This is a genomic window from Mesorhizobium sp. LNHC229A00, assembly GCF_000502415.1.
GTDB lineage: Bacteria > Pseudomonadota > Alphaproteobacteria > Rhizobiales > Rhizobiaceae > Mesorhizobium.
Genome location: NZ_AYWQ01000005.1, coordinates 1 through 24,385 on the forward strand (window position 1 = coordinate 1; position 24,385 = coordinate 24,385).

Sequence of the window (24,385 nt, forward strand, 5' to 3'; positions counted from 1 at the left end):
GCTGGCCAGCAGCCGGTAGCGCGCCTCGCGCGCCGCCGCCGGCAGGCCGGTCGACGGCTTGGCGCTTGACCAGGCCAGGATGCGGTGGGCGACGCCGCGATCCGCGCAAAGCTTCGCCACGGTCCGCGCCTCATCGGCCGAACCTTGCCGCAAGCCGTGGTCGATCGTGGCCGCGAGCAGCTTCGCGGACGGTGCGGTTTTGTCGAGATGCTGTTTGAGAAGGAGAAGGAGCGCAGTCGAATCGCTGCCCCCGGATACGGCCGCGACGGCGCCGTTGGAAAAATCGATATGCGAAAAGAGTCCAGTCGAAAGATCAGGCCCGGTATCGAGCATCAATCCATGTCGCCAAAAAGCGGTCCCGGCTTTGGGGCTGCGACATCCCTGCGAACGATCAGCACGCAGCCAAGGCCTTCTCCTGCTTGACCCGTTCCTTGAGTGTGCTGGAAATGTCGGGATAGCGCTTGCCGACCTCGCTGAAGGTGGCGCAGGCAACATCGTGCTGCTTGAGGCCGACCAGCGACACGCCCAGCTTCAACAGCATGTCGGGCGCCTTCTTGGCTTTGGGATAGTCCTTGCTGGCGGCGAGGAACACTTCCGCCGCATCGCGGTATTTCTGCTGGCCAAGCAGCGATTCCCCCAGCCAGTAATGCGCGTCCGCCGCCTTGGCGTCCTTGGGGAAGCGCGAGATATGATCCCGGAAACCCTGTTCGGCGGTGCCGTAGTCACCCGACAGGATGAACTGGTAGGAGTTGCGATAAAGCTCTTCGGGATTGTTGGTCGCGGGCAGCGCCGCGACCACCGTGCCGCCGGACTTGCCGGCCTTGGCCGGCGCGCTGGCGGCTGGTGCCGTGTCCTGTGCCGGCGCGGTCGCCTGCGTGCTGCCGCCGGCATCGATCACATTGCCGTTCTTGTCGACAGTGATGGATCCAAAGGTCTTTTCGGGCGCTCCCTTGCCGGGGATCACCTTGCCGGGGTCACCGTCGGGCGATTCGACGATGACGTCCTCGACCGTCTTGCCGCCTGTGGATTGATCGCCGCCCGGCGCGGCGCCGGCATCGGCCGGCGCCTGGGTTGCCGGGGCCGAGGCCACGTCGGTGTTGGTCCCGGTGGTGGCGTCTGATTTCTTCTGCGCCGGCGGTTGACCACCTTGCGAGCCGCCTTCTAGCTGCTGGAAGCGGAACTCGTTGTCTTCCTGCTGTTTGCGGATCTGCTCCTGCATCTGCAGGATCTGGAAATTGAGTTCCTCGACCTTGCCGGTCAGCTGCCGCAATTGGTCCTCGAGCCCGGTCACGCCGGCGCCGCTCGACTGGGCGAGCTGGACCTGATCCTGCTTTTTCTTCTCGCCGAAAAGGCTGGGCAACTCGAGTGTCGGCAGATGGAAGGAAAAGCCGGGCTCGGCTGATTGCCCTGTACCGCTCGCCGAAGCGGTTAGGCCTGATAGGAGCAGCAGCGCAAGCGTGCCGCTCAGAACCGATCTCAAATGCATGTGTCTCTCGCCGTCCAATCGTTAGCTTGTTCGCGCCTTCCAATCGATGTGAGACCAGCCAAGCGCCCTCGGCTCATAGCAGGACGCGAGACTTCGGCCAAATTTTGTTTCGGGCGTCAGGATATGAAAAAGGCGGCCCGAGGGCCGCCTTTCGCAAAGAGGTGTTGTATTTTTGCCATCTGTGCCGTGCGCGCCTTTCGGCGCGCGACGGCTCAGGAGCCAGCGCCGCTGAGCGTGGTGACGGCGCGGCGGTTCTGCGACCAGCAGGAGATGTCGTCGCATACGGCGACCGGACGTTCCTTGCCGTACGAAATCGTCTTGAGACGGCTCGCCGAAACGCCCTTGGAAACCAGGAAGTCCCGCGTGGCGGCGGCACGGCGGGCACCGAGCGCCAGATTGTATTCGCGCGTGCCGCGTTCGTCGGCATGGCCTTCGACGACGATGGCATACTGCTTGTACTGGTTCAGCCATTGTGCCTGGCGCGACAGCGTCGTCTGTGCGTCGGCACGGATCGAGGTCGAGTCCGTATCGAAGAAGATGCGGTCGCCGATGTTGACGGTGAAGTCCTGTGCCGAGCCGGGTGTTGCGGCACCCGCGCCATTGAGGCCAAGGTCAGCAGCGCTGTTCGGGGTCTTCTTCGAAGCGCAACCGGTGATGGCGAGCATCGCCACCAGCGCGATCATGGCCGGGTTTCTGGTCAGTGCTGCGATACGGCCCATGCCGCCTCTCCTTCGTATTCGAGTGATCATGTTTCGAGTGATTTCGTTGATCACCCAGTAACCACGTTTGGGTTAACTGGCATTCAAGAAACACGGTTAAAATTTGGTTTAGGCTGCCCGTCCGCAGCTGTTTGTCACAGGCCACAGTTGGCGCGGACCCTAGGCGGAAATGCGGCTAAAACGCGACGAAGGCATGGAAAAGGGGGTCGAAATGGCCCCTTTTCGACGTGTGCGGCAATTCAGCCGACCCTATTCCAGCAGCGGCGACCAGGCCGGATCCGAAGCGAAATTCGTCGTCGGGATCGGCTGCTCGTTGCGGCCGGTGAGATCGACGGAAACCAGTTTCGGGCCGCCGTTGGCGTCGCGGAAGAACATCAGCACGCGGCCATTCGGCGCCCAGGTCGGGCCTTCCTGCTGGAACCCGGACGACAGGATGCGCTCGCCCGAGCCGTCGGTCTTCATGACGCCGATCTGGAATTCGCCGCCGCTCTGCTTGGTGAAAGCGATGAGGTCGCCGCGCGGCGACCACACCGGCGTCGAATAGACGCCGTCGCCGAACGAGATGCGGGTCTGGCCCGATCCGTCGGCGCCCATGACGTAGATCTGCGCGCGACCGCCACGGTCGGAGGTGAACACCACCTTGCTGCCGTCGGGCGAATAGGAGGGCGAGGTGTCGATGGCGGTCGAGTTGGTCAGTCGCGTCGTCGAACGGCTGCGCAGGTCCATGGCGAAGATGTTGGAATTGCCGTCGTCGCGCAGCAGGCTCATGATCACCTTCTGGCCGTCGGGCGAGAAGCGCGGTGCAAACGTCATGCCTGGAAAATTGCCGACCAGTTCGCGCTGCCCCGTCTCGATCTGCAGGAGATAGACCCTGGGCTGACCGCTCTCATAGGACATGTAAGTGATTTCCTGCCGGTTCGGCGAGAAGCGCGGCGTCAGCACGATCGACCTGCCGTCCGAAAGATAGCGGACGTTGGCGCCGTCCTGGTCCATGATGGCGAGGCGCTTCTTGCGCGCGTTCTTGGCGCCGGACTCGTCGATGAACACGACGCGCGTGTCGAAATAGCCCTTCTCGCCGGTCAGCCGCTCATAGATGGCGTCGGCGATGATGTGGGCGACGCGGCGCTGATTGGCGTCGTTGGCGAAGAACTGCTCACCGGCCATCTGCTGGCCCGCGAATGTGTCCCACAGCCGGTACTGGGCGCGGATGCGGCCGTCTGCTTCCTTGCTGACGCTGCCGGTGACCAGAGCCTGCGCATTGATCACCTTCCAGTCGTCGAAGCGGGGGGTTGCGTCGGGATTGGCGATCTTCTCGATGAAGGCGCTCTTGTCGATCGGCGCGAACAGGCCGGAGCGCTTCAAATCGGCGGTGACGATCTGGGAAATCTGGGCGCCAAGTGCGTCGCCGCCCTGAAAGTCGGTGATGGCGATCGGCAGCGGCTCGACATTGCCCTTGTTGACGTTGAGCTCGACGAGCGCCAGCGCCGGCAGCGTGCCGGCAGCGGTCATGCCCATCGCCATGGCTGCGATCATCAGGAGCGGCTTGAGGATTGATTTCATGTCTTCTCGCTTCTCATACTGATTTTTGGATGACAGGGCCTTAGAGGCCGAGCATCTCCCTTGGATCGAAGGTGACCCGGATGTCGTTCCAGATGTCCTGCTTGCCGGCGGGAACCTGCAGGCCGGCCATGTCGCATTTCTGAACCGCGCGCACCGCGCTCTCGTCGAACTGCCTGTTGCCGCTTGATGTTTCAACGGACGGACGGCCGTCGAGCTTGCCGGAGTTGTTCAGGTTGAAACGGACGACGACGACGAAATTCTCCGAACCCTCAAGCCCGGCCGGCAAGGTCCAGCAACCGCCGAGCTGGCTTTCCAGGGCACCCTGCTCCGACTTCGACAGCTTTTGGCCCTGATCCTTGTCGCCGCCGAGCGACGCTTGCTGCGTCGAGCGCTTGGCGCCGCCGCCGGACGGCTTCTGCTTGTCGAGCAGCGCCGAAATCTCGTTGGCGTTGAACTGCTTGTCGTCCGACTTTGGCTTGGACGAGGCTTCCTTGACTGGCTTGTCGGCATCCTTGCGTTCCGGCGCCTTGGCGCTTTCGGCCTGTGCAGGCTGTGGCTTCGGCCGGGCCTCCGGCGCAGGCGCCGAATTCGGCAACTGCGTCTCCTCGGTGGGCGGGTCCTTGGCTATGGCCTCGGCGACGGCGTCCGGCTTGACCTCGGGCGTCGGATCGATGGCGGCGGTCTTGTCCTGCGGCGGCGGTGTCGGCGCGGGCTTTGCCGGAGTCGGCTTGGGCTCGGTCTGCTTGACCGGCTCAGGCTTGACCTCTTCCTTGGGCGTCGGCGCTGGCGCCACTTCCGTCGCCGGAATGGGCTTGGGCTTTTCCTGCGGCTTCGGCACGTCCTCGGTCTTCGGGATCTCCTTCGGGGTCGGCGCTGGCGCCGGAGCCGAGGTCGTGTCGACGGGTTTCGGCTTGGCTTCAGGCGTTATCGGCTTGTCGGTATCGACGCTGTTTTCACCGACCTTCTGTGCATTCGGGACGATATCGGGACGCTGCGTCGGCAACGGCGCCGGCTTTTCATGCATGACGGCCTTCTTGTCGCCCTGCAGGTTCTGCGCAATTGCTTCCATCGGCACGATGTCGACCGCGACGGACTCGACATCGGCGGACGGAAGCGCGGCCGGCGCCGACAGCGTGAACAGGCCGAAGGCCAGCACCGCCGTGTGCAAGATCACCGATGTGGTGAGGCCGGTCCTCATCGTGCGTCTATTGATCCTGTTCCTGCAGTGAAACCAGGCCGATGTTCTTGTAGCCAGCGGCCGAAATGCGGGCCATCACCTTCATCGCCGTGCCGTAGTCGGTCGACTTGTCGCCGCGGATGAAGATGCGCTCTTCATAGCCGGTCTTCGAGATCGCCTGCAGCTTGGCCACCAGCTCCTCGATCGGAATCTCGGTTTCCTGGAGAAAGATCTTGCCCGCCGCATCGATCGAAACGGTGATCGGCTGCGTGTCGGCGTTCATCGCCTTCGCCTGCGTGTCCGGCAGGTCGATCGGCACGCCGACCGTCAGCATCGGTGCCGCGACCATGAAGATGATCAGGAGCACCAGCATGACGTCGACCATCGGCGTCACGTTGATCTCCGACATCAGTGCATGGTGGCGCCCACGCCGTCTATGACCTCGGCCGCCACGTCCACCACCTGCGCCTACAGACATTCCCATGATCGTCCCTCAGGCCTTCGGCGCGACTTTTTCATCGATTTGGCGCGAGAGTATGGCGGAGAACTCGTCGGAGAACCCTTCCATGCGCACGGCAATCTTGCTCGCATCCGATGACAGCTTGTTATAGGCGATGACCGCCGGTATAGCGGCGAGCAGGCCGATGGCTGTCGCCAGCAGCGCCTCGGCGATACCGGGCGCAACCACCGCGAGGCTGGTGTTCTTGGAGCCGGCAATGGCCTGGAAGGAGGTCATGATACCGATGACCGTGCCGAACAGGCCGATGAAGGGGGCGGCCGAACCGGTGGTGGCGAGGAAGCCGAGGCGCCCCTCCAGCTTCTCCATCTCGCGGGTCAGCGCCAGGTCCATGGCCTTGTCGATGCGGGTCTGCAGCCCGAGCGGCGTCTTGGCGCCCTTCTCGAAGCTCTTCTTCCACTCGCGCATCGCCGCGACGAAAATGGCACCCATGCCTGTCGTCTTGCGGTCGGCGAGCGTGCGGTAAAGTTCTTCCAGCGACTGTCCGGACCAGAACACCTGCTCGAAGCGATTCAGCGCCAGCCGCATGCGGCCATAGGCAACCAGCTTGTCGACGATGATCGCCCATGTCCACACCGAAGCGCAGAGCAGCCCGATCATGACCAGCTTGACCACCCAGCTGGCCTGCATGAACAAGGCCCAAATCGACAATTGCGCGCCCGGTTCGGCGAGTGCGATATTTTCCATCGTTACGTCCTTAAGATTTCCGGGCGAAGCTGGCGGCTGGCCCATGGCATCCCTTGTGGTCGGTTCGCACGAAGCTACCGGACACCCCAAACCGTGCCGTTAGCGGCCTTTTCGGGGCAAATATTGGTGAAAGGAAGGCGCTGGATAAGGCCAATCTTCACCAATCTCTTCATGAACCGTTATGGTTAAGGATGGGTTAGTCCATAAGGCGCGGCGCATTGCCGCGCCCCAGCGGCGCCGCCGGCGAAGTCAGCACGCGATCCGTCCAATCAGTCTTGGGGAAAGACCTTGGGCATGAACGCCGCCACCCATTCCCTGGGAAAACGCCTCGGCCGGCCGTTCTCGCCGATGATCGCCGCCTCGACCTTGGCCTCGACCAGCACCTCGTCGCCGCGCTTGAGCTGCTGTGCCATGAAGAGACGCGCGCCGGAAATGGTCTCGGTGCGGGTATCGACGGTCAGGATGTCATCGATACGGGCGGGGATGCGGAAGTCGATCTCCATGCGGCGCACCACCCACACGATCTTCTCGCCGTGCTTGCCGTCGGCGAGTTCGGTGTGATGCACGCCGGTGAGCCTGAGATAGTCGGAGCGGCCGCGCTCGAGGAATTCGAGATAGCGCGCGTGATAGACGACGCCCGAGAAATCGGTATCNATGATCGCCCATTGCGCTTCCCTTTTGGATGCCGACGCGGCAGGTATTTTCTTGGCGCATGAACCCGATGGCACTGTTGACGACGATGATCAAGAGCTTGATGGCGGTCGTGCTGGCGCTGGCCGCTTCTACACTTTCGGGTGAGGCGGCGACCTTCTCCATGAAGCGTGGTCTCAATCTCGACCAGTGGGTCACCTGGCCCGGTGAGGATCAGTGGGATGATGCCAAGGCCATCCTGCCCTACCCGGAATGGCGCAAATTCCTCAACGAGGACGACCTCAAGGCGCTGAAGGATGCCGGCTTCGATTTCCTGCGCATGCCGGTCGATCCGTCGCCTTTCCTCTCGGACAAGACAACGGACCTTCGTGACCAACTCTATGCCAGCGTGCTGGACTCGGCGCGCATGATCAATCGCGCCGGGCTGAAGGTCATCGTCGACATGCACCTGATTCCGGCCGGCGGCGGCCGCAAGATCGGCATGGGCGAGGTGATGGACGGCCCCGCGACCTTCGACCGCTATGTCGAGGTGGTTCGCGGCATGGCGCGCAAGCTGGCCGCCGAAGATCCCGAAAAGGTCGCTTTCGAGCCGATGAACGAGCCGATCGTCGATTGCGACAGCGACGGCACCAGCCTGTGGCCCGACCGCCAGCGCAAGCTGTTCGCGGCGGCGCGCGCCTCGGCGACGAAACTGACGCTGGTCCTGACCGGAGCTTGCTATTCCGCTGCTTCGTCTCTGGAAAAGATCGACCCGAAGACGATCCCCGACGACAACGTCATCTGGACCTTCCACTCCTACGACCCGTTCCTGCTCACCCATCAGGGCGCGACCTGGGCCGGCGACTTCATTCCCTATGTGACCGGCCTTCCCTATCCTTTGACCGCTGTGCCGAAGGCGCAGCTTGATGTGACGCTGGACACCATCCGCGCCCGGATCAAGGCCGAGGCGCCGTGGACACGTCAGAATGGCCTGCTTGCCTATCTCGACGAGCAGGTCGCCAGCATGGACAGCGCCGACAAGCTGCTTGGCTTGATGGATGCGCCGTTCAAGGCTGTCGAAGCTTGGGCGAAGGCCAACGGCATCAAGCCGGAAGACATCACGCTGGGCGAGTTCGGCATGATCCGCCAGGAGTATGGCAATGCCTATGTGATGCCGGCCGAATATCGGGCCGCCTATGTCAGGGACATGATCGCTCGGGCCGAAGCGCATGGCTTCTCATGGTCGGTGTGGAGCTATGGCGGGGCTTTCGGCGTCGTCGGCGCGTTCAATGGCGACAAGGCCGAGCCTGACGTGCTGGACGCAATCCGAAGCCTGCCCTGACGCGCTGGTCAGCCGAGGTCGATCTGCAGGATTTCCGGACGCATTCCGAAACGGATCGGCAAATTGCTGAAGCCAAGCCCGCCCGAGACGATCAGGTTGCGGTCGTTCTCGACGACATGGCCATAGGCGTAGCGGTTGCCGAACTGGGACGGCACGATCGGCGAATAGCCGAACAGGCGCACCTGCCCGCCATGGGTGTGTCCCGATAGCGTCAGCGACACACGCCACGGCACTTTTGGAAAAATGTCCGGTTCGTGCGCCAGCAGGATGACGGGCGCGGCGTCGCTGATTTTGGCCAGCGTGCCGTCGAGATCATCCAATCCCCTGGGAGGCTCGTGCTTCTTTTTCGGCAACAGCGCCAACTGATCGGCGAGGCCGGCGATCCAGACGCCATGTCCGTCCTTTTCCAGACGCACGGCGTCGTTCTCCAGCACCGTGATGCCGGCTTTCTCCAGAGCCTTGCGCGCGATCGTCGGGCCGACTTCGGCACGCTGCGCGAAGCCGTCGGCCCACCAGTCGTGATTGCCAAGGATCGACAGCACGCCGAGCGGCGCCTTGAGGCCCGACAGGGCGCCAGCCCATTCCGGCGGCGTCACCCTTTGCGACACCAGGCGCATGCCGGCTATGTAGTCGCCGAGTAGCACGATCAGGTCCGGCTTAAGGGCATTCGCCTCTTCGGCAAGCGAAGCGATCCGCTCCGGCGTCATCCACGGCCGGCAGGCATGGATGTCGGCCAGCGCGACGACCCGCAGCTTCAATCCGGCCGGCCAATGCGGTGGCGTCAGCGCATAGCGCTTCACATGCGTCAGCAGCATCGGCTCGATGCCGACGGCGTAGGCGCTGAAGGAGGCGACCGACAGGAACGACCCGCCGATAAAGCGCAGGAACCCGCGTCTGGTTATCATCAAGTGGCTCCGGCACCTCACTTCGGCATGCGCTGCTACATGTCACCCAAAAGCGATCTCGGTCGGGAGGAGGACATGCAGGGATGCAGCGCACCCGATACAATCCAGCAATACGCCGGTAAACCGGCGAAGATGAGGAGAATTTGCGCAGGCCCGTTCACTGATGCTTGATCGCTGGTCCGGGAAACCCGCGCCCGATCGCTTGCGTGGCTATTCTTCCTGGAACAGATTGATCTGCTGCTGCGCCAGATCTTTCGGCGCATCGAGGCCGAGATGGCTCCAGGCATTGGCGGTCAGCACGCGCCCGCGCGGCGTACGCTGGATAAATCCCTGCTGGATCAGATAGGGCTCGATGATGTCCTCGATGGCATCGCGCGGCTCGGACAGGCCGGCGGCGATGGTCTCGATGCCGACCGGACCGCCGCCGAAATTCCGGGCGATCATGCTGAGATAGCGGCGGTCGAGGGCGTCGAGGCCGAGCGCGTCGACTTCGAGCCGGGTCAAGGCCTCGTCGGCGATCAGGCGGTCGACATGGCCGTCGCCGGCGACCGAGGCGAAATCGCGCACGCGCCGCAGCAACCGGCCGGCAATGCGCGGCGTGCCGCGCGCGCGCCGTGCGATTTCCAGCGCACCGTCGTCGCCGAGTGGCATCTGCAGGATGCGCGCGCCGCGCCGGACGATCTGCTCCAACTCCTCGACGGTGTAGAAATTGAGCCGCACCGGGATGCCGAAGCGGTCGCGCAACGGATTGGTAAGCAGGCCGAGCCGCGTGGTGGCGGCGACCAGCGTGAAGCGCGCCAGGTCGATCTTCACCGAACGCGCCGCCGGTCCCTCGCCGATGATCAGGTCGAGCTGGAAATCCTCCATCGCCGGATAGAGGATTTCCTCCACGGCCGGGTTGAGCCTGTGGATTTCGTCGATGAACAGCACGTCGCCTTCTTCGAGATTGGTAAGCAATGCCGCGAGATCGCCGGCCTTGGCGATGACCGGACCCGAGGTCGAGCGGAAATTGACACCGAGTTCGCGCGCCATGATCTGCGCCAGCGTCGTCTTGCCCAGCCCCGGCGGTCCGACGAACAGCACATGGTCGAGCGCTTCCTTGCGGCCCTTGGCTGCCTCTATGAAGACTTTGAGATTGGCCCGCACCGCCGCCTGGCCGACGAAATCGTCAAGTGTTTGCGGCCGCAAGGTCTGCTCGGCATCCTCGCCGCGCTTTTCCGGTGCAATGAGGCGGGGGGAAAGGCTCATGCGACCAATTCCATACCGGCAATGGATCTGGCGGCCCGCTGATCGAACGTGACTGTATGGGCGCAACCGAGATTTCGATTGTGCTCGGAGATCAGCGCATCGGCGAAATCCACGTGCGGCAAATTCGATCTTTCGAGCGCAATTACGATGGCATCGAATCCTCAAAGACCAACGTCCTGATCTTTAGCAGTCGCTGGATTGCAGTCAGCACCTGTTCTTTAGGCAGCCTGTAGCGCGAACTCAGCGACCAGCTGAATTCGACTAGCACGATCAGGCTCACAAAGCCGGACTTGTCCTCTTTGAGGCTTTCGCCGAATGCGAGAGCCTTTGCGCGTTGCTCTGCATCGTCGTTCAGCACCATTCGAAGCAGAACGTTCGTATCAATGCCTATCGACGTCACGCGTCGCCCTCTTTCCCGCTCCGCAGCTTGTCTCCGAAAACATGCCGGCCAACGGCATCCTGCACCGCGGCGTCGATTTCCTCCAGCGAAGCTGGGCCACCGGGCGGATCTCCCAGAAATCCGGCGAGGTCGGCGAATTCGAGATTGCGAGGCGTCCCAACCAAATTGCCGTCGACGACCGTCCAGGCGATCATATCACCTGTTTTCAGTGACAACGCGTCCCGCACATCCTTTGGTATTGTGAGCTGGCCTTTCGAGGTCAGACTAGCATAAGCGCCCATTTTCTTACTTTCCGAAAATTTTCTGCCGATCACAAGATAGTCGGAACTTTCTTTTCCAACAACCATATCACCGTGCCAGTTCCTTCAGCCCAAAACGGATCAGTTTGGACGCGTCGGCGCCCTCGCCCGCCGTCTTCAGCGCTGCCGACACCGCGTTGGCGGCGGTGTCGCGGGAATAGCCGAGATTGACCAGTGCCGAGACTGCGTCGGTGATCGGCGCGGGCGCTACGCCTTCGCCGAGTTCCTGCTTGAGCCCAATGGTGCCGGTGGCGGCGCCCGCATAGGCAGGCGCCTTGTTCTTCAACTCGGTGACGATGCGCTCGGCCACCTTCTTGCCGACGCCGGGCGCGCGGGAAACCATGGCGATGTCGCGCAGTGCAATGGCATTTGCAAGATCAGCCGGCGCCAGCGTCGACAAGATGGCCAGCGCCACCTTGGCGCCGACTCCCGGCACATTGTTCATCAGCAACCGGAACCATTCGCGCTCGAGCTGCGACTGAAAGCCGTAGAGCCGCAGCATATCCTCGCGCACATAGGTCTCGATGAACAGCACCACCGCTTCGCCGGGCGAAGGCAGTGCGGCCAGCGTGCGTGCCGAGCAATAGGCGACGTAGCCGACGCCATGAATGTCGATGAGGCAATGGTCCTCGTCGATCTCGTCGAGTGTTCCCTTGAGCTTGCCGATCATTCGCCGCGGCCCCTCATGACGCCAATGCCGCCATGCGATACGCCACGCTTTGCCGGTGATGCGCGTGACAAATGGCGATGGCCAGCGCGTCGGCGGCATGTTCGGTGTCGAAGATCGCTTTAGGCAGCAGCACCTTCACCATCATGTGGATCTGCTTCTTGTCGCCATGACCGACGCCGATCACCGCTTTCTTCACCGCGTTCGGCGCATATTCGGCGACGACGAGGCCGGCGCGCGCCGGCACCAGCATGGCGATGCCGCGCGCCTGGCCGAGCTTCAGCGTCGCCACGGCATCCTTGTTGACGAAGGTCTGTTCGACCGCGGCCTCATGCGGCATGGCCCGATGCAGGATTTCGGCGAGCCCGTCATGCAGCTGGCAGAGCCGCGTCGCCAGCGCCGCCTTGTCCTCCGAGCGCACGGTCCCCGCAGCAACAAAGCGCAAGGAATTGCCGAGACTCTCGACGATGCCCCAACCGGTGCGCCTGAGCCCCGGATCGATACCGATGATGCGAATCGCGTCCCCCATGGCGTGAGTGTACCTCCGGCGGACAGCGATGCCAGCGAAAAGTGAACAAACCGGAAACGCTCGCCCAGCCCGACCGAGAAGGCCTCGACGTTTCTCAGTTGCGGGCGAACGCCGTGTTGAGGAGGCTGATCTGGTCCGAGACCGGATTGGGCCGGCGAGCCAAGGGCTGCATGTCGACCACGGCACCCGCGCCATAGATCTCTTCGTCCATGCGGCGCACCAATGCCTGCAGTCGCAACGATCGGTTGACGAGATCGAGGAAATCGGTCGGCAGTTCGGCCCAGCCGGCCGCCTCGTCATGGGCGGAAGCGGTGTCGAGACGCACCTTGGATTTTTCCGAAGCGACTTGATCGCGGGTCATCTCGCCGGAATTCGCCGCACGCTGCAAAAGCAGCCACGAGGCAACCTGCATCAGCCTGGTGGTTAGCCGCATCGATTCGGCCGCGTAGAGCGTGGCCGCCAGCCGCGACAGTTTCTTGGCTTCTGCCCGGCCCTTGCCGTCGAGATACTCCGCCGCCTGTTCGACCAGGCCCATGCCTTCTTGGTAAAGCGGTTTGAAGGAGTGCGAAAACACCCGGCGTTCCGCCAGTTTGACGGTTTTCGCAATGCCCTTCGAAGGCTCGTTCATTGATAACGCCCCTGCACTTGCAACCGGCCGATTCGGCTCTCTGCCGATACACCCGTGACCCTACAAAACTGAAGCTTGAAAATGCGCTTCGTCCGAGGTGAAGGCAAGCACATGTTTAACAGAAGGTTAACGGCTATCGGCCGTGCGGAATGCCGCCTGAACGTGGACAAAAAAAAGAGCCGCGGATAAGGCGGCTCTCAGGAGTTTAACAGGGAGGCGTCAAACAAAGTGGCTCCAACCACTCGGTAAGAATCCAGATCACTGGATGGACATAGTAAACGCCTGTAAAGCTTAATGAACCCTTAACGGCCGTGATGTTTTTTTACCCAACATCGTGCTCCTGTGCCGTAACAACACAGCCGTACCGGCCGAGTTCAGCCTCCACTCAGGCTTTTTTCCACACCACCGGCAAGGCAATGAAGGCGAACAGCAGCATGCCCGCGTAGAAGCCGATCGAAGATATCCCCAGCAACGGCTCGATCCCCGGATTTCCGGCGAGAAGTATATAAAGGCCGATCATCAGCCCGATGCCGCTGATGGCCGTCAGCCAGAAATGGACGAGGGCCAACGTCTTTTGCCCGGCAGCCGGAAACAGGTGGTAAAAGAACGCGAAGACCGCCGACATCAGCCAACCGGCCACCATCGTGTGGGCGTGGGTCGGCATCTGGCCGTGGTCTTCGCTGATCGCCATGTGGATGCCGAGCGCCATGCCGCACAGCGCGTAGATGATCGCCAGCGTGAAGAAATTCCGTGCTACCCCTTGCATATTAGTCCCCCGAATTGCCTTTTCCCAAGCTGGGAATGGTTGATCGTCAGGCGAGCGCTGTCGCCGCCGGATTTCCGGCGTCGGCACTAGCATCGACAGTGTTTCCGGACGATGTCGCCCCCCGACGCTGCCGACGATAGCAAAAAACCCGGGCGGCGGTTCATCATATTGGTTTCTGCTTTCATTAGCCGGCGCTCTGAAACACAGCTGGCTTTTCCTCGACATCGTTCCGAAACAGCCGCGGCGCTAAAAGCTGAGGCATCGAAGCGGCGGGCGGGCAATGGCGCGGCCTCGCCATTAATCATTGGGCATCGGGGGACAAAGCCATGGATTGGTATTCCATCGTCAAATTGCTGCACATCCTTTCGGCGATGCTTTGGGTCGGGGGCGGCTTCACGCTGATGGTGCAGGCGACGTTGGCGGATCGTGCCGGCAACATCCAGGGAACGCTGCAGGCGATGCGTGCCACCGGCGAGCTGGGCAACCGCTTCTTCGCGCCGATGTCGATGCTGACATTGGTCTTCGGATTGATCATGTGCTGGTTCTGGATCGGCTTCTCCGATCTCTGGGTCCTGATCGGGCTTGCCGGTTACGCCGCAACCTTCTGCATCGGCATGTTCGTCTTCAAGCCGACCGCCGACCGCATGGCCGCGATGATCGCCAGGGATGGCGTGACGCCGGCGGCACTTGGCTATGGACAGCGCATCCTGCGGGCAGCCCGCTTCGACTATGCGGTCATGCTCGTCATCATCACAGACATGGTTCTGAAGCCTACCCTACACGACGTCGTGATTCTCGCCGGCATGGTGGTGGTCCTTGCCGCCGGTGCGACAATGGCGCTCAGCCGGCCAAGACGCATGGTGCCCAGCGCCGCCTGACGCGGGCTGGAGCGCTACATGATGCCGGCGATCCCGTCCCACAGAAGCTTCACTGCCACGACCGCCACGGTCGCATAGGTGAAGGGATAAAAAATCTCTGGCCGCATCCGCCGCACCAGCCAAGCACCGGCGATGGTCGACAGTGGCGCCAGCGGCATCAGCACGGCGGACGCCGTCAGATTGGCGGTGTCGAACTGGCCGAGTGCGAAATAGGGGATGAGTTTCAGCGCATTGGTGGCGGCAAAGAAGATTGCTGCCGTGCCCGACAGCACCTTGGGGTCGAGCCGGATCGGCAAGGCATAGACCTGGAAAGGCGGGCCGCCGACATGGGCGACGAAGCTGGTGAAGCCTGCGACCGTGCCCCACATGGCCGCGGCCACGCGATTAGGTGCGGCCGCATGGTCGGAACCATGACGAACTTGCAGGTAAAGCCAGCGCAGCACGAAGATGATGGCAACGGCGCCGACGATGAGCCGCACCGCTTCCTCGGTGACCAGTGCCGCCGTCAGCCAGCCAAGCCCGATGCCGAGAACAGCGCCCGGCATCATGTCGACCAGCATCTTGCGATCGTACACGCCCCACCATGTCCACACCGAGACGATGTCCATCAGGCACAGGATCGGCAGCAGGATGGCGGCCGCTTGAACTGGCGGCATGGTGAGCGCCATCAGCGGCACGCCGACGAAACCGACCGCGCCGCCGAAGCCGCCCTTGGACAGGCCGACCAGGATGACCGCCGGAATGGCGGCCGCGTAGAACCACGGATCGAGAAGCAGGCCTGACATGAGGAGGAACTGATCTGGAGGGAAGGCGCGTCAACGCTTGAATAGCCTAGAATCTTGAGCCGAGCGACAGCAAAAGCAAGCCGCCCGCCTAGCCATGACACCTTGACCAGCGGCGCGCCGACACCAGCAGGAACATCGGCCGCTCGAGTTCGTCAGCCAGGTCCGGTTTGGCCGCGTGTATGACAGTATCCGCCCGAAGTTCGCGGCGCACGGCACCATCAACCATGGTCGTGAGGAATACGTTCGCGACGTCGTGCACACCAACACCTTGGAAGGCTACTATTCGGTCTTTAAGCGCGGCATGAAAGGTGTTTACCAGCATTGTGCCGAACACCCCCGAGCATCGTGGAGCTGTGTAACTGAGTCAACGCGGACCCGGAGCGTTACCGCATGAATCTGTTCGGTCTTCGTTCTTCCGGGCGATAACGGCTGGCCTAATGTTTGATGCCGTGCCCAAGCGCTGTCGCTGCCTCCCGGTTGAAGAGTAAAGCCTCTTCTTCGGTGTTGAAGGGGTGGGCAGTAGCTGTGCCGTCTGGTTTTAGGATCACGGCCAGAAAGGGGAACCCCTTGGCAGGCGGGCGATAGACGATGAAGGCCGGGTTTTTGCTCATGCCCGATTGTAGCACCCTTATCCCAAGTTAACGAAACGCCGCCTGTCAGGACCTTTCCTACGGCACGATAGCGCCTAAATTGGCGGCAAGCCGGTCTAGGAGCTTGCGGGATTCCTCGATTATACGGCGCGTCTCTTCGATATCTGAGCGCAAGTTCTCAACATGTGCCACCGCCCGTTGCTGATAGAGGCGCGCGCTCACATTGAAGTAATCGTCAGGCTCCCAAGGCTCCATCGTTCTCAGGCCTGTTTCGAACTAGCTCGAACGTAACCTTCACCACAAGGATTGGTTTGCTCGAACCGTCATGCACATGCAAGGCGACCTCTTTTCGGAAGGTGCCGTCCGAAATCTTGTCTTTGGCTATCTCCAGGAGTGCCTTTGCCGCCCCGTTTTCAGCCGATTCCAGGCTCGGAAGATCGGTTCCTCCCGTGTCCGGGTATGCGGTTCCGTTGTCGGTGAGGTCGAGATAGTAGAGCACCATCACGGCGAACGTGAAGGGTCAACGTTTGTTCCGCTTCGGCTTTACGCGTACGGTTTAATACGAAGGAAGCCTCGATTGGCCATGGTCTGCCAAATATAGTAATCGCCCTCTCCTCGGACGGTCATCCGGCGGAAGACTGACACTGGTGGCCGCCCCTTTCCACCACGGCACACGGTGTTAGGCCTACTAGGCCGCCGGCAATCCCAGTGGCGGCGGTCGCCGCCGGATCGGCTGTGACTTGATGATGGCGGTGCTGGTCTCGGCCTTGTCGGCGATGCGATCCAGAATGCCGTCGAGGTCGCCGATCGAGCGCACGAACAGCCTGGCGACGAAGCAGTCGTCGCCGGTTACCTTGTCGCATTCTCCAAACGCCTCAATCTCCTCGATCAATTTCTGAACGATGTGCAGCTTGCCCGGCAGAGGCTTGATCCGCACGATCGCCTGCAGCGTATAGCCGAGCGCCAGCGGTTCGATCTCGACGGTGAACGCCCGGATGACGCCGCGCTCCTCGAGGCGCCGCAGCCGCTCCGAAACGCTCGGCGACGATAGCCCAACCTGGGCCGCCAGATCCTTCAGCGAGGTTCGCGCATCCCTGACCAGGATTTCCAGCAGATTTCGGTCCAAATCATCCAGCATTTTCTATTTCTCGCAGATTTCGAGCGGATGCCTAATTTAATTAGGTAATATCATCATAACGCCTTTTCTAGGAGGTGGATAGCCCAGGCCTCACATGAGATTATGCCGCCTCAACGAATTCAGGGGCTATTATGAACGATACGGTGCGAGGCACGGTCGAAATGTCGGCCGCAATGGCGATCCTGGGAACGATCGGCTGGTTCGTCGTCATGTCCGGTCAGCCGATCATGGACGTCGTGTTCTGGCGCTGCGCGTTCGGCGCGCTGACGCTGCTCTTTATCTGCGCTTCGCTTGGATTGCTGCGAAACAGGCTTTCGTTGCGCGTCATCGGCCTTGCGGCGCTTGGGGGTGCGGCGATCGTCATCAATTGGCTGCTCTTGTTCAGCGCCTTCTCGCGCGCGTCGATCTCGATCGCCACCGCCGTCTACAACACGCAACCTTTCATGCTGGTCGGCTTCGGCGCGCTCTTGTTCGCCGAGCGGCTGACATTGACCAAGCTGACATGGCTGGCAATCGCCTTCGCCGGCATGCTGCTGATCGTCGCCGCTGCTCCCGATGCCGCTGATGTCGGCACGAACTATTTCGCCGGCATCCTGATGGCCTTGGCCGCCGCCTTTTTCTGGGCCGTCGCGGCAATCGTCACCAAGAAGCTCAAGGGCACGCCGCCGCATCTGATCGCGCTGATTCAGGTCTGCGTCGGCGTCGTCATGCTGGCGCCCTTCGCCAATCTGGCGCATCTTCCCGGCGATCCATGGAGCTGGGCCATGCTGGCAACGCTCGGGATCGTACACACCGGCCTGATGTACATCCTCATGTACGGCGCCATCCAGAAGCTGCCGACGCATCTGCAGGGGTCGCTGTCCTTCATCTATCCGGTCGTTGCCATCCTGGTCGATGTCACCGCCTTCGGCCATCGGCTGCACCTCAGCCAGGTCGTCGGCGCCGCCGCCATCCTGATCGCGGCCGCCGGCATGAACCTCGGCTGGACGTTGTGGAAACCGAGACCGGCCGCCGCGAGCCCCGAGCCGATCAAGTAAGGCGACGCGCCGGCTGTCCGGCGGATCAAAAATCGCGATCCCGGCTGCCCGCCTGTTCAAAGCGGGCAGTTTGCTCTATGCCGCAATCCAACCATCTTCGCCCGGCATAGGCGAAACCCGGGATCGAAGAACCATGAATGACGCAACGCCCCCCAACCGCTGCCGCATCGTGCTGATCGCGCCGTCCGGCGTACCGGTGGATAGGATCACGGCCGCGTTCGACGGCGGCGATGTCGCCTCGCTGATCCTGCCCGAAAATGGCATGGATGAGGCCTCCTTCCAGGCCTTCGCCGAGCGTATCGTGCCGGCAGCGCAGGCCGCCGGAGTGGCCGTCATTATCGCTGGCGACACCCGCATCGCGGGCCGCGTCCAGGCCGACGGCATCCATGTCGAGGTCTCCAAGGCCGAACTCGCCGAGACGATTGAACATTTCCAGGCGAAAATGACGGTCGGCGCCGGCGGCGCCAAGACGCGTGACGACGCGCTCGAACTCGGCGAAGCCCGGCCCGACTACATTTTCTTCGGCCGGTTCGGCTACGACAACAAGCCCGAGCCGCATCCGCGCAACCTGTCAATGGGGGAATGGTGGGCGCAGATGATCCAGATTCCCTGCATCGTCGAGGCCGGTTCCGATCTTGCCTCTGTCGAAACCGTGGCCGCCACCGGCGCCGAATTCGTCGCGCTGTCGAGCGCCGTTTTCGCCGACGGCGTCGATCCGAAGGTGGCGATCGCGCGGGCCAATGCGCTGCTCGACGAAACAGCGCCGCGCCTCGAGGATTGACGTGTTCCTGGCAAGGCTTTCCCTTCAGGCTCTGCTTGCGGCGGCAATGATCCTGGCCGCCGCCGCCGAAACCATACCCTTGCCGCAGCCCAAGCCCGAAACCGGCGTGCACACCGACAAGCCGATCGAAAAGCAGCTGCCGCAGCCCGCCACTACATCGGAACCCGCGCCGTTGCCGTCGGCCGATAGCGTCAATCCCAACCGCTTTGGCGCCAAGCCGGCGGACGCTGCCTATGGTGCCTTCCAGCGTGGTCTTTACAAAACCGCCTATAATCTGGCGCTGGTCCGTGCGCAGAATGGCGACCCGGCAGCGCAGACGCTGGTGGCCGAGATCCTGTCGCGTGGGTTGGGCGTGCCGTTGAACGCGGCCGAGGCCGCGAAATGGTACGCACTTGCCGCCGAGCAGGGTGTGCCGGAATCGCAGTTCCAATATGCGCTGATGCTGCTCGACGGCCGCTACGTCAAGAAGGACGCGAAGGAAGCCTATGCCCTGATGCAGGCTGCCGCCGAAGCCGGCAACCAGCTGGCGCAGTTCAATTTCGCGCAGATACTGGTCCAGCAGGATCCAGGCGATGCCGGCCTGGCCAAGGCGGTTTCCTACTATGAGCGCGCTGCCGCGACCGGTCTCGCCGACGCGCAGTACGCCATGTCGCAGATTTATGCCAATGGCGTCGGCGGCAAGCCGCACGACGATGCACAGGCACGGCGGCTTCTGGCGCAAGCCGCCCGTCAGAACTACGACACCGCGCAGATCGATCTCGCCGCCTGGATGATCGAGGGCCGGGGCGGCGCGCGCGACCTGAAATCGGCCTTCGGCTGGACGAAGCAGGCCGCCGAAGGCGGCAATGTCGCGGCCCAGAACCGGCTGGCAAAACTCTATATGCAAGGCATCGGCACCGATCCCGACCTCGTGCTCGCCGGCGCCTGGTACATCGCCGCCCGCCGCGCCGGCCTCATCGATCAGCAGATGGACGATTTCCTGCAAGGGCTGAGCGACGACCAGACCAAGCAGGCCCTGCAGAAGGCCAACCGCCTGCCCTGATGGCGGTAGGCGAANAGGACCAACACCGTCAAACCCGGCAAGGGCGGCGCATATAACCAGGTTGAGCTGAAGAACCTCATCAACGGCACCAAGCTCAACGAGCGCTTCCGCTCGGCCGAGACGGTCGAGCAGATCCGGCTAGACCTGAAGGACTTTTCCTTCCTCTATGAGCAGGACGACGCGCTGGTGTTCATGGACACCCAAAGCTACGAGCAGCTCGAACTGAACAAGGATTTCGTCGGCGACCGCGCCGCGTTCCTGCAGGACGGCATGATGGTGACGGTTCAGCTCTACGAGGAGCGGCCGATCGGCATTTCGCTGCCCGATTACGTGACTCTGACCATCACCGAGGCGGATCCCGTGGTGAGGGGCCAGACGGCGGCATCCTCCTACAAGCCGGCGGTGCTGGAAAATGGCATTCGCGTGCTGGTGCCACCCTTCATCGGCGCCGGCGAACGCATCATCGTCGACACCAACGAAATCACTTACGTGCGCCGCGCCGACTGATGCATGCATGTCGCTCGGAAGTGGCCGCGGTTTGGGTCACCGGCATGCATCGAGACAGAATTTAAAGCGCCGCACCAGGAAGAAGCACTATGGCACGCTCAGCCCTCCTCAACGTCATGGTCCAGGCCGCAATGAAGGCCGGCCGCTCGCTGTCGCGCGACTTCGGCGAAGTCCAGAACCTGCAGGTCTCGATGAAAGGCCCCGGCGATTATGTCAGCCAGGCCGACCGCAAGGCCGAGGACATCGTTTTCGCCGAACTGTCGAAGGCACGTCCCGGCTACGGCTTCTTGATGGAAGAGCGCGGCGCCGTCGCCGGCGAAGACAGCCAGCACCGCTGGATCGTCGACCCGCTGGACGGCACCACCAATTTCCTGCACGGCATTCCGCTGTTCGCCGTCTCGATCGCACTGGAGCGCCAGGGCCAGATCGTTGCCGGCGTCGTCTACAATCCTGCCATGGACGAGCTCTACACCACCGAGCGCGGCGGCGGCGCCTTCATGAATGATCGCCGCCTGCGCGTTGCCGGCCGCACCAAGCTTGTCGACACGGTGATCGGCTGCGGCGTGCCGCATCTCGGCCGCGGCCATCACGGCAATTTCCTGGTCGAACTGCGCAACGTCATGGCCGAGGTCTCGGGCGTTCGCCGCATGGGTTCCGCCTCGCTCGATCTTGCCTATGTCGCCGCCGGGCGCATGGACGGCTTCTGGGAAGTGGGCCTGTCGGCCTGGGACATGGCCGCCGGCCTGCTCTTGATCCGCGAAGCGGGTGGCTTCGCCTCCGACATGGATGGCGGACAGGACATGCTGGACACCGGCACGGTCGTCGCCGGCAACGAGATCATCCAGCGCGCCTTGCTGAAGACGGTGAAAAAGCCGCTCCCGCCGCGCTGAAGCAATTCCAGGAAAAGTGTTCGCGGTTCCGTCCGGAATTGCGTCAAGGCAAGCGCGCAGTCGTAAAACCGCAAACAAAGCTTGAAATACTGTCCGTCGGCTGCCCAGATATGGGGTGATGCAGGACGATAGATGACCAACACCCCGCCACAGATCGAGATTCCGTTCATCGGACGCTGGCACTATTCGCGCGCCGAGACGATCGCCGACGGGATTGTCCATGCTGTCGGGATCGTGCTGGCGATCGCGGCCGGTTCGGCGCTGCTGGCGCTAGCCGCCTTCCGGGTCGGGCCGGGCGAATATATCGCCGCCGCCTTCTATGTCGTGTCGCTGCTCACCGTGCTCTCGGTATCGCTGACCTACAATCTCTGGCCGGTGACCTCGCCGGCGAAATGGATCCTCCGCCGCTTCGATCATGCCGCGATCTACCTCTTGATCGCCGCCACCTACACACCCTTTCTCGCCCAGTTGGGAAACTCGCCGCTGGCGCGCTGGATGATCGTTCTGGTCTGGACCGCGGCCGCAACGGGCATTGCCATCAAGGTGGTTTTCCCCGGCCGCTTCGACAGGCTGGCAATCGTCTTCTATCTTGCCATCGGCTGGAGCGGCATCGTTCTCGTCAAGCCGCTCGTCGAGACGCTGCCGACCACGTCGATCGTGCTCATCGTCGCCGGCGGCGTCGTCTATTCCTGCGGCGTGATTTTCTTCGCCTGGAAGGCGCTACGCTTCCACAACGCACTGTGGCACGGCTTCGTCGTGACCGGTGCCGGCCTGCATTTGGCGGCCATGGTGGACTGCCTGGTCATCAACCGCCTCTGATGCGCCGGCTCCAAAGTCCGCCTGTGGCAATATTGCCAAGCACCATTCAATTCGGTCACAATTCCGTTTAGAGTCGCCAACTACGTGATCGGCGGCAGCGGCATCGGAAACGGGGCACGGATGGCTTTTCTCAGATCCTTCGGCATGGGCAGGCGCTCCGACGTGCTGATCTACGACCCCCATAAGCTGTCCAGTCCGCAGGTCTTCCTGCTGACCATGGTCATCTTCCTTGCCATCGTCGCTTTCATCGCCGCCATCCTGACCCGCCAGGTCACCACCGCTTTCGTCACCAACCCGGGCCTCAACGGCCTGATCGTCGGCGTGCTCGTCGTCGGTATCCTGCTGGCCTTCACGCAGGTCGGGCGGCTGTTTCGCGAGGTCCGCTGGGTCAACTCTTTCCGAGCCGGCTCCGAGACCACCGAACCGGTGCTGCTGGCGCCGATGAAGGCGATGATCGGCCGTTCCTCGTCCATGGCCTTTTCGACCTCATCGATGCGCACAATGCTCGATTCCATCGCCACGCGCCTCGACGAAAGCCGCGACACCTCGCGCTACCTTGTGGGCCTTTTGGTGTTCCTCGGCCTGCTTGGCACTTTCTGGGGCCTGTTGAATACGATCGGCTCGATTCGCGAGACCATCGAATCGCTCGATCCCGGCACGGGTGATGCAGCCGCGGTTCTCGATTCGCTGAAACAGGGCCTGTCGGCGCCGCTGGCCGGCATGGGCACCGCCTTCTCATCCTCGCTGTTCGGCCTGTCCGGCTCGCTCGTGCTCGGCTTCCTCGACTTGCAGGCCGGCCGCGCCCAGACGCGCTTCTACACCGAGCTCGAGAACTGGCTGTCCTCGGTCACGGATCTGTCGTCCGATATCGTCGTTTCCGACCCGGCCAAGGCCGAGTCTTCTGACGAGATCCGCGTCCTGTCGGAGCGGCTGCGCAGCTTGCAGGAGAATGGCGGCGGCTCCAACCCGCGCGTCGCCACCGCCATGGCCAATCTCGCCGACGGCATTTCGGGCTTGGTCAAGAACATGCGCTCCGAACAGCAGATCATGCGTGACTGGGTCGAAGCCCAGTCAGACGAACAAAAGGCGATGCGCAACACGCTGGAAAAGATCGCCGACGCGCTGAAGAAGCCCGGGGTGCACTAGGATGGCGCTTGCCAGGGGCCGGCGTACCGATCGCCGCATCGACTATTGGCCGGGTTTCGTCGACGCGCTGTCGACTCTGCTGCTCGCCATCATGTTCCTGCTTACCGTCTTCGTGTTGGCGCAGTTCCTGCTCGGGCGCGAAATCTCCGGCAAGGATACGGCGCTGTCGCGCCTCAATTCGCAGATCAACGAACTGACGCAGCTTCTGGCGCTGGAGCGCTCGACGGCACAGGACAAGGACGATTCGCTGGCCAACCTGCAGGCGTCGCTGTCGGCGGCGGAGGCGGAGAAGAGCCGGCTCGAACAGTTGCTGGCACAAGGTGCGGGTGCCGGCGACGCCGCCAACCAGCGAGCCGCGGCGCTGGGCGGCGAACTGGACAACCAGCGCCAGATCAGCCAGCAGGCGCTGAGCCAGGTCGAGATCCTCAACCAGCAGATCGCGGCATTGCGCAAGCAGATCGGCGCGCTCGAGGATGCCCTCAACGTCTCCGAAACGCGCGATCGCGATTCCAACACCAAGATCGCCGATCTCGGCCGTCGCCTGAACGTGGCGCTGGCGCAGCGTGTGCAGGAACTGAACCGCTACCGCTCCGATTTCTTCGGACGTCTGCGCGAAATCCTGGCCGATCGCGAGAACATCCGCATCGTCGGCGACCGCTTCGTGTTCCAGTCGGAAGTTCTGTTCCCGACCGGATCCGAAGTGATCAACGATGCCGGCAAGGTCGAGATGAAGAAGCTCGCCGACGCCATTATCGAACTGCAGAAAGAGATCCCGCCGGAGATCAACTGGGTGCTGCGCGTGGACGGCCACACCGACAACAAGCCGCTGTCCGGCACCGGCCGTTATCGCGACAATTGGGAACTGTCGACGGCGCGCTCGACCTCGGTGGTCAAGTTCCTGATCGAGAATGGCGTACCGGCCAACCGGCTCGTCGCCGCCGGCTTCGGGGAATTCCAGCCGCTCGATCCCGCCGACACGGAAGAGGCGCGCAACAAGAACCGCCGCATTGAACTTAAGCTCACCGAACGTTGATCCATCATCACGCGAACTCACGCGAAATTGTTCGCCGGCTCAACTCTAGGGCGCAGACATCGGCCGGCAAGGCCTGAAAAGATTATCTTTTTTTAATTACCCTTCCCGCCGAAGCGCTCCTAGCTTGCCGCGCAGGGCCGAGAACCGCCGGCGATGCCTCCCATCGCGACGCGACGGGA

General features: G+C 62.7%; 29 protein-coding genes and 2 pseudogenes. 11 read left to right on the top strand and 20 right to left on the bottom strand.

The features are described from left to right. The 8 genes from X742_RS0136600 to ybgC all read right to left on the bottom strand — a co-directional run. Positions 1-333, bottom strand: a 333-nt coding sequence (locus tag X742_RS0136600) for an ATP-binding protein (protein ID WP_031247821.1), incomplete at its 3' end; no start/stop codon positions are given. Between the two features lie 58 nt (positions 334-391). Next, a complete protein-coding gene (gene ybgF / locus X742_RS158490) occupies positions 392-1,486 on the bottom strand; it encodes a tol-pal system protein YbgF (RefSeq protein WP_023771670.1) in 1,095 nt (364 codons plus the stop codon). Between the two features lie 212 nt (positions 1,487-1,698). Next, positions 1,699-2,205 (bottom strand): peptidoglycan-associated lipoprotein Pal, encoded by a 507-nt coding sequence (pal, locus tag X742_RS158485; RefSeq protein WP_015315272.1) that lies wholly within the window; start codon positions 2,203-2,205, stop codon positions 1,699-1,701. 249 nt (positions 2,206-2,454) lie between these two features. Then, positions 2,455-3,765, bottom strand: coding sequence for a Tol-Pal system beta propeller repeat protein TolB (gene tolB, locus X742_RS158480; protein WP_023771672.1), 1,311 nt, complete (start codon positions 3,763-3,765; stop codon positions 2,455-2,457). Positions 3,766-3,805: 40 nt separating this feature from the next. Further along, positions 3,806-4,963 carry a TonB family protein gene (locus X742_RS158475; RefSeq protein ID WP_023771673.1) on the bottom strand — a complete coding sequence of 386 codons (1,158 nt, stop codon included), beginning with the start codon at positions 4,961-4,963 and terminating at the stop codon, positions 3,806-3,808. 7 nt (positions 4,964-4,970) lie between these two features. Beyond that, a complete protein-coding gene (tolR, locus tag X742_RS158470) occupies positions 4,971-5,426 on the bottom strand; it encodes a protein TolR (RefSeq protein WP_023771674.1) in 456 nt (151 codons plus the stop codon). Positions 5,427-5,435: 9 nt separating this feature from the next. Next, entirely contained in the window at positions 5,436-6,146 is a 711-nt protein-coding gene (gene tolQ, locus X742_RS158465) for a protein TolQ (RefSeq protein WP_023771675.1), read from the bottom strand. Positions 6,147-6,415: 269 nt separating this feature from the next. Then, complete coding sequence (gene ybgC, locus X742_RS0136605; RefSeq protein ID WP_051407631.1) at positions 6,416-6,847, bottom strand: tol-pal system-associated acyl-CoA thioesterase; 432 nt, start codon at positions 6,845-6,847, stop codon at positions 6,416-6,418. Between the two features lie 20 nt (positions 6,848-6,867). On the opposite strand from ybgC, the gene X742_RS158460 reads away from it, so the two are divergent. Continuing rightward, positions 6,868-8,118, top strand: coding sequence for a cellulase family glycosylhydrolase (locus X742_RS158460; RefSeq protein ID WP_023771677.1), 1,251 nt, complete (start codon positions 6,868-6,870; stop codon positions 8,116-8,118). Between the two features lie 8 nt (positions 8,119-8,126). On the opposite strand, the gene X742_RS158455 is transcribed toward X742_RS158460, so the two are convergent. The 8 genes from X742_RS158455 to X742_RS158425 form a co-directional block, all read right to left on the bottom strand. Further along, positions 8,127-9,023 carry a metallophosphoesterase gene (locus tag X742_RS158455; RefSeq protein ID WP_023771678.1) on the bottom strand — a complete coding sequence of 299 codons (897 nt, stop codon included), beginning with the start codon at positions 9,021-9,023 and terminating at the stop codon, positions 8,127-8,129. A 210-nt stretch (positions 9,024-9,233) separates the two neighbouring features. After that, complete coding sequence (ruvB, locus tag X742_RS158450; RefSeq protein WP_023771679.1) at positions 9,234-10,271, bottom strand: Holliday junction branch migration DNA helicase RuvB; 1,038 nt, start codon at positions 10,269-10,271, stop codon at positions 9,234-9,236. Positions 10,272-10,413: 142 nt separating this feature from the next. Beyond that, positions 10,414-10,671, bottom strand: a complete 258-nt coding sequence (locus X742_RS1000000171510; protein WP_051407626.1) for a PIN domain-containing protein — start codon at positions 10,669-10,671, stop codon at positions 10,414-10,416. After that, on the bottom strand, positions 10,668-11,018 hold the full coding sequence (locus X742_RS158445) for an AbrB/MazE/SpoVT family DNA-binding domain-containing protein (protein WP_245275531.1): 351 nt from the start codon (positions 11,016-11,018) through the stop codon (positions 10,668-10,670). Before X742_RS158445 ends, X742_RS1000000171510 begins: the two co-directional genes overlap by 4 nt. A gap of 1 nt (position 11,019) precedes the next feature. Continuing rightward, complete coding sequence (gene ruvA, locus X742_RS158440; protein ID WP_023771681.1) at positions 11,020-11,640, bottom strand: Holliday junction branch migration protein RuvA; 621 nt, start codon at positions 11,638-11,640, stop codon at positions 11,020-11,022. A 13-nt stretch (positions 11,641-11,653) separates the two neighbouring features. Beyond that, positions 11,654-12,166: a crossover junction endodeoxyribonuclease RuvC gene (gene ruvC, locus X742_RS158435; protein WP_023771682.1), complete on the bottom strand. Its 513-nt coding sequence runs from the start codon at positions 12,164-12,166 to the stop codon at positions 11,654-11,656. A gap of 94 nt (positions 12,167-12,260) precedes the next feature. Beyond that, complete coding sequence (locus tag X742_RS158430) at positions 12,261-12,794, bottom strand: DUF1465 family protein (RefSeq protein WP_023771683.1); 534 nt, start codon at positions 12,792-12,794, stop codon at positions 12,261-12,263. A 385-nt stretch (positions 12,795-13,179) separates the two neighbouring features. Next, positions 13,180-13,560, bottom strand: a complete 381-nt coding sequence (locus X742_RS158425; RefSeq protein WP_023771684.1) for a hypothetical protein — start codon at positions 13,558-13,560, stop codon at positions 13,180-13,182. Between the two features lie 326 nt (positions 13,561-13,886). Here X742_RS158425 and X742_RS158420 point away from each other — a divergent pair, with 326 nt between their 5' ends. Then, positions 13,887-14,438 (top strand): DUF2269 family protein, encoded by a 552-nt coding sequence (locus X742_RS158420; protein WP_023771685.1) that lies wholly within the window; start codon positions 13,887-13,889, stop codon positions 14,436-14,438. Positions 14,439-14,452: 14 nt separating this feature from the next. Here X742_RS158420 and X742_RS158415 read toward each other — a convergent pair whose 3' ends face one another. Further along, complete coding sequence (locus X742_RS158415; protein ID WP_023771686.1) at positions 14,453-15,223, bottom strand: sulfite exporter TauE/SafE family protein; 771 nt, start codon at positions 15,221-15,223, stop codon at positions 14,453-14,455. A gap of 220 nt (positions 15,224-15,443) precedes the next feature. On the opposite strand from X742_RS158415, the pseudogene X742_RS1000000172275 reads away from it, so the two are divergent. After that, positions 15,444-15,554: pseudogene (locus X742_RS1000000172275) on the top strand (transposase); the annotation flags it as partial. Positions 15,555-15,657: 103 nt separating this feature from the next. On the opposite strand, the gene X742_RS1000000173925 reads toward X742_RS1000000172275, so the two are convergent. From X742_RS1000000173925 to X742_RS158400, 3 genes are all read right to left on the bottom strand, one after another. Next, a complete protein-coding gene (locus X742_RS1000000173925; RefSeq protein ID WP_023771688.1) occupies positions 15,658-15,834 on the bottom strand; it encodes a hypothetical protein in 177 nt (58 codons plus the stop codon). A 214-nt stretch (positions 15,835-16,048) separates the two neighbouring features. Continuing rightward, a complete protein-coding gene (locus tag X742_RS158405) occupies positions 16,049-16,315 on the bottom strand; it encodes a hypothetical protein (protein ID WP_031247822.1) in 267 nt (88 codons plus the stop codon). Between the two features lie 186 nt (positions 16,316-16,501). Continuing rightward, positions 16,502-16,951, bottom strand: a complete 450-nt coding sequence (locus X742_RS158400; RefSeq protein ID WP_023771691.1) for an Lrp/AsnC family transcriptional regulator — start codon at positions 16,949-16,951, stop codon at positions 16,502-16,504. A 131-nt stretch (positions 16,952-17,082) separates the two neighbouring features. On the opposite strand from X742_RS158400, the gene X742_RS158395 reads away from it, so the two are divergent. The 8 genes and pseudogenes from X742_RS158395 (at position 17,083) to X742_RS158365 (ending at position 24,206) form a co-directional block, all read left to right on the top strand. After that, entirely contained in the window at positions 17,083-17,988 is a 906-nt protein-coding gene (locus tag X742_RS158395; protein ID WP_023771692.1) for a DMT family transporter, read from the top strand. Positions 17,989-18,121: 133 nt separating this feature from the next. Further along, positions 18,122-18,769, top strand: a complete 648-nt coding sequence (locus X742_RS158390) for a thiamine phosphate synthase (RefSeq protein ID WP_023771693.1) — start codon at positions 18,122-18,124, stop codon at positions 18,767-18,769. Between the two features lies 1 nt (position 18,770). Then, positions 18,771-19,811, top strand: coding sequence for a tetratricopeptide repeat protein (locus tag X742_RS158385; RefSeq protein WP_023771694.1), 1,041 nt, complete (start codon positions 18,771-18,773; stop codon positions 19,809-19,811). A 15-nt stretch (positions 19,812-19,826) separates the two neighbouring features. Continuing rightward, positions 19,827-20,318, top strand: a pseudogene (efp, locus tag X742_RS0136615) (elongation factor P); the annotation flags it as partial. Positions 20,319-20,407: 89 nt separating this feature from the next. Then, positions 20,408-21,208, top strand: coding sequence for an inositol monophosphatase family protein (locus tag X742_RS158380; protein ID WP_023771696.1), 801 nt, complete (start codon positions 20,408-20,410; stop codon positions 21,206-21,208). A gap of 132 nt (positions 21,209-21,340) precedes the next feature. Next, the gene (locus X742_RS158375) at positions 21,341-22,027 is read left to right on the top strand and encodes a hemolysin III family protein (RefSeq protein WP_023771697.1); all 687 of its coding nucleotides are present in this window, start codon (positions 21,341-21,343) and stop codon (positions 22,025-22,027) included. Between the two features lie 120 nt (positions 22,028-22,147). Further along, a complete protein-coding gene (locus tag X742_RS158370) occupies positions 22,148-23,173 on the top strand; it encodes a MotA/TolQ/ExbB proton channel family protein (RefSeq protein WP_023771698.1) in 1,026 nt (341 codons plus the stop codon). A gap of 1 nt (position 23,174) precedes the next feature. Beyond that, the gene (locus X742_RS158365; protein WP_023771699.1) at positions 23,175-24,206 is read left to right on the top strand and encodes a peptidoglycan -binding protein; all 1,032 of its coding nucleotides are present in this window, start codon (positions 23,175-23,177) and stop codon (positions 24,204-24,206) included. The last annotated feature ends 179 nt before the right edge of the window (positions 24,207-24,385 follow it).

Excerpts from the sequence above, each read along its gene's own strand:
- X742_RS158445 (WP_245275531.1), bottom strand. The coding sequence starts at position 11,018 with ATGGTTGTTGGAAAAGAAAGTTCCGACTATCTTGTGATCGGCAGAAAA.
- ruvA (WP_023771681.1), bottom strand. The coding sequence starts at position 11,640 with ATGATCGGCAAGCTCAAGGGAACACTCGACGAGATCGACGAGGACCAT.
- X742_RS158400 (WP_023771691.1), bottom strand. The coding sequence starts at position 16,951 with ATGCTGGATGATTTGGACCGAAATCTGCTGGAAATCCTGGTCAGGGAT.
- X742_RS158425 (WP_023771684.1), bottom strand. The coding sequence starts at position 13,560 with ATGCAAGGGGTAGCACGGAATTTCTTCACGCTGGCGATCATCTACGCG.
- X742_RS1000000173925 (WP_023771688.1), bottom strand. The coding sequence starts at position 15,834 with ATGAGCAAAAACCCGGCCTTCATCGTCTATCGCCCGCCTGCCAAGGGG.
- ruvB (WP_023771679.1), bottom strand. The coding sequence starts at position 10,271 with ATGAGCCTTTCCCCCCGCCTCATTGCACCGGAAAAGCGCGGCGAGGAT.
- X742_RS158405 (WP_031247822.1), bottom strand. The coding sequence starts at position 16,315 with ATGGTGCTCTACTATCTCGACCTCACCGACAACGGAACCGCATACCCG.
- X742_RS158375 (WP_023771697.1), top strand. The coding sequence starts at position 21,341 with ATGACCAACACCCCGCCACAGATCGAGATTCCGTTCATCGGACGCTGG.
- X742_RS158475 (WP_023771673.1), bottom strand. The coding sequence starts at position 4,963 with ATGAGGACCGGCCTCACCACATCGGTGATCTTGCACACGGCGGTGCTG.
- pal (WP_015315272.1), bottom strand. The coding sequence starts at position 2,205 with ATGGGCCGTATCGCAGCACTGACCAGAAACCCGGCCATGATCGCGCTG.
- tolR (WP_023771674.1), bottom strand. The coding sequence starts at position 5,426 with ATGGGAATGTCTGTAGGCGCAGGTGGTGGACGTGGCGGCCGAGGTCAT.
- X742_RS158415 (WP_023771686.1), bottom strand. The coding sequence starts at position 15,223 with ATGTCAGGCCTGCTTCTCGATCCGTGGTTCTACGCGGCCGCCATTCCG.
- X742_RS158395 (WP_023771692.1), top strand. The coding sequence starts at position 17,083 with ATGAACGATACGGTGCGAGGCACGGTCGAAATGTCGGCCGCAATGGCG.
- X742_RS158365 (WP_023771699.1), top strand. The coding sequence starts at position 23,175 with ATGGCGCTTGCCAGGGGCCGGCGTACCGATCGCCGCATCGACTATTGG.
- tolB (WP_023771672.1), bottom strand. The coding sequence starts at position 3,765 with ATGAAATCAATCCTCAAGCCGCTCCTGATGATCGCAGCCATGGCGATG.
- X742_RS158420 (WP_023771685.1), top strand. The coding sequence starts at position 13,887 with ATGGATTGGTATTCCATCGTCAAATTGCTGCACATCCTTTCGGCGATG.
- X742_RS158460 (WP_023771677.1), top strand. The coding sequence starts at position 6,868 with ATGGCACTGTTGACGACGATGATCAAGAGCTTGATGGCGGTCGTGCTG.
- tolQ (WP_023771675.1), bottom strand. The coding sequence starts at position 6,146 with ATGGAAAATATCGCACTCGCCGAACCGGGCGCGCAATTGTCGATTTGG.
- X742_RS158370 (WP_023771698.1), top strand. The coding sequence starts at position 22,148 with ATGGCTTTTCTCAGATCCTTCGGCATGGGCAGGCGCTCCGACGTGCTG.
- ybgF (WP_023771670.1), bottom strand. The coding sequence starts at position 1,486 with ATGCATTTGAGATCGGTTCTGAGCGGCACGCTTGCGCTGCTGCTCCTA.
- ruvC (WP_023771682.1), bottom strand. The coding sequence starts at position 12,166 with ATGGGGGACGCGATTCGCATCATCGGTATCGATCCGGGGCTCAGGCGC.
- X742_RS158380 (WP_023771696.1), top strand. The coding sequence starts at position 20,408 with ATGGCACGCTCAGCCCTCCTCAACGTCATGGTCCAGGCCGCAATGAAG.
- X742_RS158390 (WP_023771693.1), top strand. The coding sequence starts at position 18,122 with ATGAATGACGCAACGCCCCCCAACCGCTGCCGCATCGTGCTGATCGCG.
- X742_RS158455 (WP_023771678.1), bottom strand. The coding sequence starts at position 9,023 with ATGATAACCAGACGCGGGTTCCTGCGCTTTATCGGCGGGTCGTTCCTG.
- X742_RS158430 (WP_023771683.1), bottom strand. The coding sequence starts at position 12,794 with ATGAACGAGCCTTCGAAGGGCATTGCGAAAACCGTCAAACTGGCGGAA.